This is a genomic window from Paraburkholderia sp. GAS333 (genome assembly GCF_050435665.1).
Lineage (GTDB): Bacteria > Pseudomonadota > Gammaproteobacteria > Burkholderiales > Burkholderiaceae > Paraburkholderia > Paraburkholderia fungorum_A.
The window spans coordinates 533,198-546,260 of sequence record NZ_JBNDKS010000005.1 but is presented as its reverse complement, the minus strand read 5'-3'; the positions used below and the strand labels follow the sequence as shown (position 1 = coordinate 546,260).

At 60.0% G+C, this 13,063-nt stretch carries 10 protein-coding genes; 4 read left to right on the top strand and 6 right to left on the bottom strand.

All coding sequences use genetic code 11. The annotated features are described in order from the left end of the window. Positions 1–867: 867 nt before the first annotated feature. From ABH945_RS27190 to ABH945_RS27180, 3 genes are all read left to right on the top strand, one after another. Positions 868–1,218: a DUF4148 domain-containing protein gene (locus tag ABH945_RS27190; RefSeq protein WP_429252591.1), complete on the top strand. Its 351-nt coding sequence runs from the start codon at positions 868–870 to the stop codon at positions 1,216–1,218. A 149-nt stretch (positions 1,219–1,367) separates the two neighbouring features. Further along, entirely contained in the window at positions 1,368–2,162 is a 795-nt protein-coding gene (locus ABH945_RS27185; protein ID WP_429252590.1) for an alpha/beta hydrolase, read from the top strand. 112 nt (positions 2,163–2,274) lie between these two features. Then, positions 2,275–3,027, top strand: a complete 753-nt coding sequence (locus tag ABH945_RS27180; protein ID WP_429252589.1) for an alpha/beta fold hydrolase — start codon at positions 2,275–2,277, stop codon at positions 3,025–3,027. Between the two features lie 66 nt (positions 3,028–3,093). On the opposite strand, the gene ABH945_RS27175 is transcribed toward ABH945_RS27180, so the two are convergent. Further along, the gene (locus tag ABH945_RS27175) at positions 3,094–4,986 is read right to left on the bottom strand and encodes an ABC transporter ATP-binding protein (RefSeq protein ID WP_429252588.1); all 1,893 of its coding nucleotides are present in this window, start codon (positions 4,984–4,986) and stop codon (positions 3,094–3,096) included. 433 nt (positions 4,987–5,419) lie between these two features. Here ABH945_RS27175 and ABH945_RS27170 point away from each other — a divergent pair, with 433 nt between their 5' ends. Next, positions 5,420–7,831, top strand: a complete 2,412-nt coding sequence (locus tag ABH945_RS27170; RefSeq protein WP_429252587.1) for a sensor domain-containing protein — start codon at positions 5,420–5,422, stop codon at positions 7,829–7,831. Between the two features lie 85 nt (positions 7,832–7,916). Here the strand turns inward: ABH945_RS27170 and ABH945_RS27165 are convergent, their stop codons facing one another. From ABH945_RS27165 to ABH945_RS27145, 5 genes are all read right to left on the bottom strand, one after another. Beyond that, positions 7,917–8,195, bottom strand: a complete 279-nt coding sequence (locus ABH945_RS27165; protein WP_429252586.1) for a hypothetical protein — start codon at positions 8,193–8,195, stop codon at positions 7,917–7,919. A 205-nt stretch (positions 8,196–8,400) separates the two neighbouring features. Then, positions 8,401–9,804 (bottom strand): NAD-dependent succinate-semialdehyde dehydrogenase, encoded by a 1,404-nt coding sequence (locus ABH945_RS27160; RefSeq protein WP_429252585.1) that lies wholly within the window; start codon positions 9,802–9,804, stop codon positions 8,401–8,403. A 93-nt stretch (positions 9,805–9,897) separates the two neighbouring features. Then, positions 9,898–10,767 (bottom strand): helix-turn-helix transcriptional regulator, encoded by an 870-nt coding sequence (locus tag ABH945_RS27155; RefSeq protein WP_429252584.1) that lies wholly within the window; start codon positions 10,765–10,767, stop codon positions 9,898–9,900. 323 nt (positions 10,768–11,090) lie between these two features. After that, positions 11,091–11,831, bottom strand: a complete 741-nt coding sequence (locus tag ABH945_RS27150; RefSeq protein WP_074767158.1) for an SDR family oxidoreductase — start codon at positions 11,829–11,831, stop codon at positions 11,091–11,093. Continuing rightward, a complete protein-coding gene (locus ABH945_RS27145) occupies positions 11,828–12,991 on the bottom strand; it encodes an alkene reductase (RefSeq protein ID WP_429252583.1) in 1,164 nt (387 codons plus the stop codon). Before ABH945_RS27145 ends, ABH945_RS27150 begins: the two co-directional genes overlap by 4 nt. Positions 12,992–13,063: the final 72 nt, after the last annotated feature.

The following is a 13,063-nucleotide window of genomic DNA, read 5'->3' as shown; positions in this document are numbered from 1 at the left end:
CGGAATCCAGGGTGAGGGCGAAGTGAACTGCCATGCCGCTATCTTCAGCGCGGGCGCGACCGGTCGCCAGTGCATTGCGACGAAATGGCGGCGATGTTCGCGAATCGACGCTGGGAAGGTGCGAACCGTATGCGTCCCCAGGTTCCTCGCGCGCCATCACAGAAAGCTTCCAATTCAATTACGAAATGGCTCTCCCTGCGGGTTCTCCGTAAACATCGCCGGCTGCGTGCATCGTACCTCGTAGTGTCGCCATGACCGATTTGATTCTTTTTCCCTATTTTCCCTATTTTCCCTTTTGGGAGCGGCTCGCATCAAAGGGTGCTAGAGCATTTTCGACGCTCCAGGCCTCTAGAGAACACAGTTTCGCCATTCTGAAAGGCGCACAGCCGGATTTCGCAGGATGTGCCGCATGGAGCGGCGACGCAGCCCGGCGCATTTCGCGACCGGTCTGATGCATTTCACGCCGCGTGGAGTCGATTGGTCGCAAACCGCTGGAGACGCAGACCCGACCGGGCGAATATTTGCCTGTCGCAAGAAATTGATGCCGGTCCTGCTCAGTCAGGCATGACCGGGATGCGAACAAAACTTTTCGGGCAATTTGAATGGAGCCTGGAATAAACACCGAAGTCCGGTGTTCGCCTTCATGTAGACAGAAGCAGAGATATTGAGCCGCTGCCGGATACGAGAGTAACGAGATTGATCTCACATCCAGTCGCGACAATGAAGTGTTGTTAAGTTAGGAATCCAATTAAATTAAAGCAGTGTTCGGCGATAACGAATCGTCGTGATCTGCTGATTGGTTTTCATCCCGTACCGCTAGCCGCTCGTGTGGCCTGGCACCCTGAATTTACTTATGGAGTTTTAATCATGTCGAAGATTCTTGCTGGTCTCGCTCTCGCCGTTGTCACCCTTGGTGCTCCGGTTCTCAGTTTCGCCCAGTCGAATGCTCCGTTGACGCGCGCAGAAGTGCGGGCCGATCTGGTTCGTGTCGAACACGCAGGGTACAACCCGGCACGCGGCGGCGACGTCGACTATCCGGCTGATATCCAGGCGGCCGAAGCAAAGGTCGCGGCACAGAACGATCAGCCGCTGAGCACGCAAGCTTTTGGCGGTGTCGCACAGAACGGTACTTCTGCATCGGGTGCGCCAGCGCATATGGCGATGTCCTCGAACTGCGTTGGGCCGGTTAGCTTCTGCAACCTTTACTTCGGTAGCTAAGTGACGCATGGCGGATTCCGCGCGCGTTACGCCGATGCGCGGAATCCCATTCAATTCGATTCGCAGAAGTAGGCGGCTTGATCGACGAGTGAATCGCACATCAAGCCAGCTATCTCTCATACCTCTATTCTTATCAAGTGAGTTTCATCATGAAAATTTTGCCCTTCGCAGCATCGGTTCTCGCCTTGTCGGCTTCAGTGTTCGTCTCCACGAACGTCATGGCGCAAGATGTCCAACCTGCCACGACGCCGATCAAAAATATTGTTCTGGTTCATGGCGCATGGGTCGACGGATCGGGCTGGAAGCCGGTCTACGACATCCTCACTAAAGACGGCTATCACGTCACGATGGTGCAGGAGCCGCTGACCTCGCTCGACGATGACGTCGCCGCGGCAAAGCGCACAATCGATCTGCAGGACGGCCCCGCCATTCTCGTGGCGCACAGCTACGGCGGCTCCGTAATTACGGAAGCAGGCGTCGATCCGAAGGTGGCAGGTCTCGTGTACGTCGCGGCACATGCGCCGGCGGTCGGCGAAGACGAGAGCGATCTGGGCAAGAAAATGCCCAGCTATACGTCGCAGCAGGCGGGTGCCATCAAGAAAACGGATGACGGCTATACCTACCTGAATCCTGCGGATTTTCCGAAAGATTTTGCGGCCGACCTGCCGCTGAAGCAGGCGCAATTCGAAGCCCGCTCACAGATCCTCACGGCGGCGAAAGTCTTTTCCGCACCGATGACGGTCGCGGCCTGGACCACCAAGCCGAGTTGGGGCATCGTGGCAGCGGACGACAAGATCATCAACCCGGATCTCGAGCGCTTCTATTACCAACGTGCGCATAGCCATACCACGGTATTGGCGGGCGCGAGCCATTCGGTTTATGAGTCGCGTCCGAAAGAAGTTGCGGCGGTGATCGAAGATGCGGCGAAGCACGCACAGCAATAACGCGTGTGGGAGCGGCACCGCTGGCGCGTTTTGTCACGTTCGCCGTGCAGCAATGCCGGCGGCGACTTAGAATTGGCTACCGTTCTCCGTCTCAACTCTCACCAATTTCAGAATGCGCGTTGTCCCCTTAACTACAGGTCGATCGGATTCACCGACACTGGTGTGTCTACCCGGCGCAATGTGCAGTCCGCTCGTCTACGCGAGAACTGCCTCGGAAGCTGGCCTCAATGCATTTGCTTTGGCGTGGATGGAAGACGAGGGTCCGTTCGACCTGCATTCGATTGCAAACCGTATCGTCGACGCCATCGCCGGCGAAGGCAACGTTATCCTCGTCGGACACTCTCTCGGCACTCCGCTGTCGGTCATCGCGACTCTTGCGGCGAGCCGGCGACCGGATGTGCGCATCAGCGGCCTTGTTCTGGCTAATAGTGGAGCAAACACGAAAGGCCATGGCGATGCTTCGGCCATCGTCAGGCGCATCGAGGAGGATTGGGGAGATTCGATGTGGCGTGCGTTTGCCGCACGTTGCTTTTACACGCCGCCGTCGGGCGCACTGCTTGACGAGGTACTCGGATATCCCGGTCGCATTCGAAGCAGCGCCGTCGCGGCGGCAATCCGCAGTCAGATGGAAACCGACCTGCTTCCGCTGCTGGGACAATTGCCGGCCATCCCGGTCGCCGTCGTGCACGGGAAGCACGACGTGGCCCGAACTCTGGCGCATGCGGAAGAACTGGCCGGCGCCATATCGGGAGCGACATTGCATGTTCTTGATACGGGCCACACGAGTTGTGCCGAAGACCCCGTCGCATTCGCCGCGATACTGCGCGCCGTCGCTGAGCGCAAAGCTGGTGAACAGGAGCGGTGAAGGGGTTACACGCACGATTGCGGAGTATCTGCGCCGCTCCAGCAGCATCGCGTCGCAGACTCCGACTTACTTATAGCCTTGTGCCTGCAAATCAAAAAGATGCGCGTAGCGCCCATTTTGTTGCAGCAATTGCTCATGACTGCCGCGCTCGAGAATCCGCCCCTGGTCCAGCACGATGATGTGGTTTGCGCCTCGCACACTGGAAAATCGATGCGATATCAGGATCGACATGCGCGAGCCTGCATGGGCCTGGAACTGCTCGAATACACCTGCTTCAGCCTCGGGGTCCAATGCGGCCGTGGGCTCATCGAGAATAAGAATGTCAGCGTTCTGCCGCATATAGGCTCTCGATAACGCAATCTTCTGCCACTGCCCGCCCGATAGATCCTGGCCACCCGCGAACCATCGTCCGAGCTGGGTTTCATAGCCGTTTTCCATCCGCTCGATGAAAGCAGCCGCCATCCCTTTTGTCGCTGCTTCAGTCCAGCGTGTCCTGTCCGAAAACGCTTCGATGTCGCCCACGCCGAGGTTCTCGCCGGCCTTGAACTGATACCGGATAAAGTCCTGGAAGATGACGCCAATGCGGCGTCGTAGAGCGTACTCGTCCCATTCCTGAAGGTCCGAGCCATCAAGCAGGATGCGGCCCGATGACGGGGTGTATAGACGCGTCAGAAGTTTGATGAGCGTAGTCTTGCCCGAACCGTTCTCGCCTACCAGCGCCAACGTTTGCCCGTGCATCAGATGGAAGCTGACATCGGATAAAGCAGGCCGTCTCGCGCCGGGATAAGAAAATGAAACGAGTTCGAAACGGAGTCCGTCCCCGGGTTGCGTGCCGGTTGTCAGGTGTCCCGTACTCGTCGTTTCAGGCTGCGCCAGATACTCGAAAAGGTCGCTCAGATACAGGCCGTCTTCGTAAAGTCCGCCTATCGACGACAGGCTGCTGCTCACCGCGCTTTGTCCCTGCTTGAAAAGTACAAGGTACATGGTCATCTGGCCGAGAGAGATAGTGCCGCTGACGGTCTCCAGCACGATCCACGCATAGGCCGCATAGAACGCAACTGTGCCAACCACGCCCAGCAGAAAGCCCCAACCGTCACGTCGCAATGTCAGTGCGCGATCTTCTGCATAGAGCTTTTCAAACGTGTCGCGATAGCGTTGCAGAAGAAGCGGCGCAAAGCCGAACAGCTTGACTTCCTTGATGTGCGCTTCATGCGAAAGGAGCGATTCGATGTAGTTCTGCTGGCGACTTTCCGGCGTCCTTTTTCCGAATAGACGGAATGCACTGCCGGAAAAACGCGCTTCTGAAATAAAACTTGGAATAGCTCCCACGACGAGAATCACGAGCGCCCACGGCGAAAACCGCACGAGCAGTACGGCAAAGGTTGTCACGGAAATGAGGTTCTGAATAAGCCCGAGTGACTTCATCACCAGCGACAGCGGTCGCGATGATGCGTCACGCCTTACTCGTACGAGGCGGTCATAAAACTCCGAGTCCTCGAACTGCAACAGACTCAGCTTTTGGGCCTTCTCCAGAATCAGCAGATTGACCTTCTGTCCAAGACGCGCGCGCAGCAAAGTTTGCAGCAACGACAGCGCCCGCTGGCAGGCGGCCAGCGCAATGAGAACCAGGGCCTCGAGCAGAAGATATCGTGCAACTGACCAATGCAAACCGTCTGCGGGGTGACGAGCCGCAACCACGACGGTATCGACGATGCGTTGACCGATGAACGCGGCGACCGCCGGAAGGACGCCGGCAATAACGGTTGCCGCCAGAAGGCCGATAAGAAAGAGGGGAGACGTGCCCCAGACGAGCCCGAGAGCGCGGGCAGCTCGTCCGAAGAATTCGCGGCACTGACGCAGTATTTCCATGACGATGGCGTTTGGGGAGTGAGGTGTTTCGTTGTTGGCACCTGTCGTGCATACAGCAGACAAATAAAGTGAAGAGCGCAAAGTATACATGCGCGACATCGTGCACAACTTGTGTTGAAACCGGCGGGGACGGTGGAACGCGTTGCTTCATCGAGCCGACTCTACAACGGAGACTTAACGGCCATGCGCTCCACGCAACGCGAAACATCAAACAACGGAACGGTATTCACTTTATTCGTTGCGCCTCGATTCGCAATCGTTAGCGTCCCGGTAAGAATCGGGAATGCTGGAGAGCATTGGACGCCTGTAGGGTTTCTGGACCCGATGCGGATTTGTATTGGGCACATAAAACCGAACCGGTTTTCGCCGCTACATCACTCGCTACTCATTCCTCATATCTGCTCGCCGTCCGACCATGGTCGGGTTTTCGCGCATTAAAGATTCGTGAATCCAGACCGTAATAACAAAGATGTAGTGACAGACAGCGGTCGAGAGGTCACTCAACAGGGAGTCGGAGAGCAGCGTGAGATTCAAGGCCATATGGCACCCTAAAAAATTCAATCCGAATCGATCTGAGAGCGATCCGGACACCGACGGCGGCGTACGACCAGCCAGGAACCAGCGGTTCCTTTCCTATTTCCTTTCCAGATATGGTCAGCGAAAGGCCTTGCCTATTGCCGCCCTGTCGATTGCCATGGCGGCCGGGCTTGGCGTAGCTGCTCTGGTGCATTACGCGACCAGCGAAGCGGTGATGACCTTACGGTTCGCACTGTCCATTGCGGCAGGCGCGGCCGGTTTCGCGGCGGTTCGTCAAAAGCTTCGCTCTGATCACGCTCGTCAATGCGCCGCCACCGCGCTGGCAAGTGGGCTTCTGAATTCGAATCGCGACTGTCTCAAGGTGCTCTCTGCCGATGGAAAAATACTCCGGGTGTCGGAGTACGGCGCTGAGTTGATGGAAGCGAGATCTCCGGAGCAACTCGCCGGCGCGGACTGGCTGAGTTTCTGGACCGGAGACGCCGGTGCCGCAGCCGAAAACGCATTGACGGGCGCTCTTGAAGGCGCGAGCACATCGTTCACCGGAAGCTGCGCCACGACGAAGGGGCACAACAAATGGTGGAATTCCACGCTCACTCCGGTGACAGGAGAAAGCGGCGCAGTGGTCGCGCTTCTTTGCGCTTCCGAGGACGTCACCCAGCAATGTGAGTTATTGAAGACCCTACGCGATCGCGACGAGCTGATGCACGAGATGGAATCACACGTACATCTCGTGTTCTATTCATATAGCTCGGATTTCGAGCGTATTCATCACGTAAGTGCAGGGGTCGAGCGCGTGTTCGGCATTACGCCGCAGGTGCTTGCGAGAGAGCCTTCAGCATGGCTCGAACTGGTGGTCCCTGAAGACGCGGAGCCTTTGCGCGCCGAGATGCGCCGCATCGTGTCGGAATCGGCCGAGGGTCGCTTCGAATATCGCATCCGGCGCGCCGATGGTTCGCTGCGCTGGATTCGCAGCACCGCCTACCCGGTGCGCGACGAGTCTGGGAACGTGGTGCGCATCGTTGGCGTCAGCGAGGACATTACGCTGGAACAGGAGCGCCTCGCAGCGCTCGACCGTTTAGCTCACACGGACGGATTGACGGGCCTGGCCAACCGCAGCGCGGTCGTCCGGCGCATGAAGTCGCTTTGCAGCCGTAACGTCCCGTTCGGTCTCATGTTTATCGACCTGGACCGGTTCAAGGTACTCAACGATACGCTGGGCCATACGGCTGCCGACCGGCTGTTGAAAGGCATCGCGGAAGCGATCCGGGAAGCCCTTCCTCCCGATGCCTGTGTGGCCCGCCTTGGTGGAGACGAGTTCGCGGTAATCATCAGCGATGAGACCGACAAGCACGTGTTGGCGACGTTGGCGCAATCTCTGCTCGACGTGTTTTCGAGCGACGTCAGGAGAGATCACAGCGAGCCATTCGTCACGGCGTCTATCGGCATATCCATGTGTCCCGAGCACGGGCGGGACCACGAGACGCTACTCACGAGCGCCGACATCGCGATGTATGAGGCCAAACGGGGAGGCCGCAACGGTTTCCGTTTCGCCGACAAGGCATCCAGCGATGTACTCGGCGATTTCGAACTCGAACGCAGTCTGCCCATGGCGCTGGCGTCGGGGCAATTCGTGCTGCATTTCCAGGGGATTCACGAGCCGGCTTCGCTCGCGATGAAAGGCGTTGAAGCGCTCATGCGGTGGAATCATCCGACGCGAGGCATGGTGGGACCCGGCAGTTTCATCCCGATCCTGGAAGAAAGCGGGTTCATCGTCGAAGTCGGTGCATGGGTGGTGGATGCGGCCCTCGCGCAACTGGCGAACTGGCGGACAGCGGGAAAAACAGGGCTTTGCGTGTCGGTGAACGTGTCGGCGCGTCAGCTCAGGGACGACACCATCGTCGCCGTCGTCGACCAGGCATTGCGCAAGCATAAGCTGCCGCCACGCTGCCTTGAAATCGAACTCACTGAAAGCGCGCTGATGGATAACCCGTCGCTTGCACAGGAAACGCTGATGGCGCTCAAGCGGCTGGGCGTACGCATTGCCATCGACGATTTCGGAACCGGCTATTCGAGTCTGCGCTATCTGGCCGATTTTTCGCCGGACATCGTAAAGATAGACCGTTCGTTCACGGCGAAACTCGGTCGCGATGCGGCAACGGCGTCGATAGTGCGAGGCATCATTCAGATGTCGCACGAACTCGGGATGAAGGTGACCGCCGAAGGTGTCGAGACCGAGCAGCAATTACATACCTTGCGCGATGCAAGTTGTGACTACGTTCAAGGGTATTTTCTGACGAAGCCCACTGAAGCAGGGAAGCTCATGGACGCGAGCCGCTCTGTTCTGATGCAGCACGACCAGGGTTCTCTGTCACTGCTGGCGACGGATGCTCCCGATTAATTGGTGCAACCGGTTCGGGTGTGAGAGACAACATTAGCGTGGGTCAACCGGCGAGGACGCGAGGTCCGCTGAAGCGGCGGACTCGCTAGCCTCCACGGAACTGCGGAGAAATACTGTCGCGTTCACGCCCGTGGTCGATTTGCGGCTGTGACTTTGACGGGTGTCCTTGTACGGGATTGTTCAGTTTCACAATCCCGCTTCCGCGCTGCGAAGATGACGGCGATTTGCCGATTGCGGGCTTTGTCGCCGCCGTTTTTTGCGCGCAGAACGTGCCCGCTTTTTTGCAGGACGCCGCCTCGCCAGATGAACTTAACATGGCCGCGCCGACGACCAGCAGGCCAATAGCCACATTCCTCGCGCTCATGATGACCTCCGCGTTCCCGTTGGGTTGACGTCGCGAGCGGGAGGCGTGTCGTGTTTGCTGTCCCGGTCGTGCTGACGTGATGACGAACATCAGAAAGACGGGGCAGGCTGTTCATTTTGAATTCGATTCAGACGCGACGTGATGCGCGGCGTTAGCTGCTATGAAAGCCAGCTAACGTTCGTTGCCTGAAAGGCAAACCGGCAGATCAATCGACCGTCTTCGCCCACACGGCCTGTGCATTGGTGAACTCGCGCAGACCGAAATGCGACAGCTCACGTCCGTAGCCGCTCTTCTTCACGCCGCCGACCGGAATACGCGGGTTCGAAGCCGGGAATCCGTTGATGAACACACCGCCCGTTTCGAGACGGCGTGCGACTCGCTGGGCACGCGCAACGTCGCTGGTCCAGAGGCTGCCGCCGAGGCCGTAGTCGCTGGTATTGGCGAGTTCGATCGCGTGTTCGGCGTTATCGGCAACGGTGATTGCCGCGACCGGACCGAAGGTTTCTTCATCGAACGCGGCCATGCCGGGGGCGACATCGGCGAGTACGGTCGGCTCGTAATAGTTGCCGACACCCTCGACCTTGTTGCCGCCGAGCAGCAGCGTCGCGCCAGCCTTTATCGTGCGTTGCACCTGGTTGTGCAGTTCGTCGCGCAAGTCGGGACGCGCCATCGGTCCGATCGTGCTGACCGGATCGAGCGGATCGCCTGCCTTGATCTGCGCGGCAGCGGCGACGAACTTGCGCGTGAACTCTTCCGCAATCGGTCGTTCGAGGATGAAGCGCTTCGCCGCCAGGCAAACCTGACCCGCGTTCTGGAAACGCGCCTCGATGGCCGCCTTGACGGCGAGGTCGACATTCGCGTCGGCCAGCACGATGAACGCGTCGGCGCCGCCGAGTTCCAGCAGGGTCTTCTTCAGCGCCTTGCCCGCCGTCGCCGCCACAGCCGACCCTGCACGCATGCTGCCCGTCAGCGTGACCGCCGCGACCCGGGGATCTTCGATCACGTGCGCCACGGTTTCGTTGTCCGCGTTCAGGTTCGTGAACAGGCCGGCCGGAAAGCCTGCGGTTTCGTACACGTCCTGCAATGCATACGCCGATCCCATCACGTTGGTCGCGTGCTTGAGGATGAATCCGTTGCCCGACAGCATGATCGGCCCCGACGCGCGAATCACCTGCCACAGCGGGAAATTCCACGGCATCACCGCGAGGATCGAGCCGATCGGCAGGTAGGAAACGTGAACTTCGTCATCGCCATCGACGGGGGCGGCTTCATCGGCGAGGAACGCGGGGCCGTGCTCGGCGATCCATTCGACCGTGGCCGCGCACTTTTCGACTTCGGCACGCGCGGCGGCGAGCGTCTTGCCCATCTCGGCGGTGATTACCGAGGCCAGTTCTTCGGAGCGTTCGCGCAACACGGCGGCGAGGCGGCGGTAAGTCGCGACGCGCTCCGTCATCGGCGTGGCGCGCCACAGGCGGAAGGCTGCGGCGTTGTTCTCGAGCATGCGTTCCACTTCGTCGGCGGTCTGGAACGGATAGTGGGCGATCAGCTCGCCGGTGGCAGGATTACGCGACGTTGCGCCGACGGTGAAGGGAGTGTTCAGGTTCGACATGATTGCCTCGGTGACGTGAAAGACAGTGGGAAAGTTGCTGCACTGGGGTCACTTTAGGCAAATCGAACCGGGTGAAGAAGGCGTGTTGTGATCCTATGAGTGGGAGTCACTGGCAGACATTCGCGGAATATATGTCACGAGCGACAGGTCCGGCCGGCCCGTGGGCGTCAGCGCCACGTAGGTGAACTCGATGTGGCCGCCCTCGGGGTGGCGCAGCCGCTTGTCGCCCTCGTCGAAGCCTTTGACGTCGGTGTCCTGCCACCACGCACGAAACTCGGGGCTCAGCTCAGTGAGTTCGTCGACGAGGCTGTCGAACGGCGCTTTGTCCTGCGCCTGCGCACGTGCGGCGCGAAACGCGGAAATCATGCCCCGTGTCATCTGTTCCCAATCGAGAATTCGCGTGCGGTAGGGCTTGTAGAGAAACAGCAGGCGCAGCGTGTTGCGCTCGTGCGGCTCCAGCGATCCGTAATCGACGAACAGGTCGGCAATCGCGTCGTTCCACGCGAGGATGTCGAGCCGCGTGTTGCGCACGTAAGCGGGCACGTTGATCGACCGGACGAGCAGTTCGAGTCCTTCACTGACGCCGCTGCCGGTCGCGACCTGCGAAAGCTCGCGCGACGACAGCGCGAACAGGTGCGCCGACTCCACGGTGTCGAGCTTGAGCACGCCTGCGATTCTGCGCAGCGCATCGGCGGACGGTTGAATGTCGCGTCCCTGTTCGAGCCACGTGTACCAGCTGACGCTGACGCCCGCGAGCACGGCGACTTCCTCCCGCCGCAAGCCTGGGGTGCGGCGAGCGCCTTCTGGCAGGCCGAAATCGGCGGGCTGCAAACGGGCGCGGCGGCTGGAAAGAAACTTGCCCAGCTCGCGTCTTTGTTCAGGAGAGGGTCTTCTCGACATAGGGTCTTGGGTAACGAAAAAATCGACGGGCTGGCCGACAAAATGGGCATCGCCGGAAGTCATGAAGATCACGACCGATGCAAAGGAAGATAGCGCCGAGTTGGCTCAACCGTGAATCCGAACGCTATCACGGCGAGAATTTCGATGCTGGGTGGGGCGAGTATCGCCTGATGGAAACGAAGGCGTTATTGCGATGCGGGCGGTCGATACAGCCGCCACGCGGCACCGGGTGCAATGCCTGTGGTTGGCGCTAGCGGATCGCAGCATGGCGACCGCGAGTATGTCGGGCCGCTGAAAGAATCGTGAGACGAGACAGGGCAGGCAGGACGAGATAGGGCGACGCGGGGCGACTGGATCCGGTCACACGATTCCAGCCGCCCGATCTTTCAGAATTCCTGACTGGTCGGACGCAGCACGATCTCGTTGATGTCCACATCGTCGGGTTGCTCGATCGCAAACGCGATGGCTCGCGCCACCGAGGCCGCCGGAATGGCTTGCCGGTAGAAGTCGAGCACGGTCTCTTTCGCGGTGCCGGACGTGCTGAACTTGAGGTCGCTGTCCACGGCGCCCGGCTCAATGGACGTCACGCGAATCTTCTCGCCGACCTCCTGCCGCAGCCCTTCCGAAATCGCCCTGACCGCGAACTTGGTGCCCGAATAAACCGTGCCGCCCGGCGCGAACACCTTCACGCCGGCAACCGAGCTGAGATTGATGATGTGGCCGCTCCCTTGCGCAATGAAGCGTGGCAGCGCGGCGGCGATGCCGTACAGCGTGCCCTTCAGGTTGACGTCGATCATCGCGTCCCACTCATCGGTATTGACCTCGGACATCGGCCGGATCGGCATCAGCCCGGCGTTGTTGATCAGCACGTCGATCCTGCCGAAATCGGCGACCACCGCCGCGGCAACCGACTCCATCTGCTTCTTGTCCGTGACGTCCAGCGTGTATGCGCTAGCGATGCCGCCCGCAGCCTCGATACCGGCGACGACCTCGGCAAGCTTGTCCTTGCGACGCGCGGCGACCGCCACTTTTGCGCCACGGGCCGCGAGGTGGCGCGCCACTTCTGCGCCGATGCCCGTGCTGGCTCCCGTGATCAAAACGACCTTGTTCTCGATACCTTTGCTCATGACAACACCTCGCTGGATGGATTGGAAACCGTTTCTGCTTCTGCGTACACGGGATAGTCCGTCAGTCCTTCTGCTCCACCGCCGTACACGGTGGCGGGATTCACTGCATTGAGCGGCCAGCCGTTGGCAATGCGCTCCGGCAAGTCCGGATTGGCAATGTAGGGGCGGCCGAACGCGATCAGGTCCGCGAGATCCGCTTCGATCAGTCGTGCGCCGCGTTCCGCCGTATAACGTCCCGCATAGATGATGCGTCCGCTAAACGTGCGCCGCACTTCGCGGCGAAATGATTCGGGCAGATCGGGAGCGTTGTCCCAGTCTGCTTCCGCGATCGATACATAGGCGGCACCCGCTTCCTCGAGTACCTTGATCGCCTCGATATAAGTTTCATGCGGATCGTCTTCGACCAGGCCGATATACACGCGGTCCTGATCGGTGCCGGTGAACAACGGAGTGAAACGGACCCCGAGCCGGTCCGGGCCGACCGCTTCGCTGACCGCGTCGACGATTTCACGCAGGAAACGCAGGCGGTTCTGCAGCGAGCCGCCGTATTCGTCAGAGCGCATGTTCGCATGCGCCGAGATGAACTGGTTCACCAGGTATCCATTGGCCGCGTGAATCTCGACGCCGTCGAAGCCCGCGCGCAGCGCATTTTTCGCTGCCTGTGCATAGAGGTCGACGAGTTCTGCGATCTCGGCAACGCTCAGTTCGCGCGGCACGGAAGGGGCGACCAGGGTGCCGGTGCCCGGCCCGGTCTGGATGAACGCCTTGACCTTCTGCGCCTGAATCGCGGATGGCGCGACCGGCGCTGCGCCACCCGGCTGCAACGCGGTATGCGACACGCGGCCAACATGCCATAGCTGCGCGAAGATCACGCCACCTTCGGCATGCACCGCATCGGTCACGTGGCGCCAGCCATCGATCTGCTCGTCGCTATAGATGCCGGGTGTCCACGCGTAACCTTGCCCACGCGGCTCGATCTGCGTGCCCTCGGTGACCATGAAGCCCGCGCCGGCGCGCTGCTGGTAGTAGAGCGCGCTGAGTGCGGTGGAGACATCGCCGGGCTGCGCGCTTCTCTGGCGCGTCAGTGGCGGCAGCACGATACGGTTTCGCAGCGTGTGCCGGCCGAGTTGGAGCGGTGTGAAGAGATAAGGGTGGTGCATGTTCAGTCTGCTCCCTGGAGCCAGCCGGTTTGTTCGATGCAGTTGCCGGCGAGAAGAAATGGTGGACGGTTT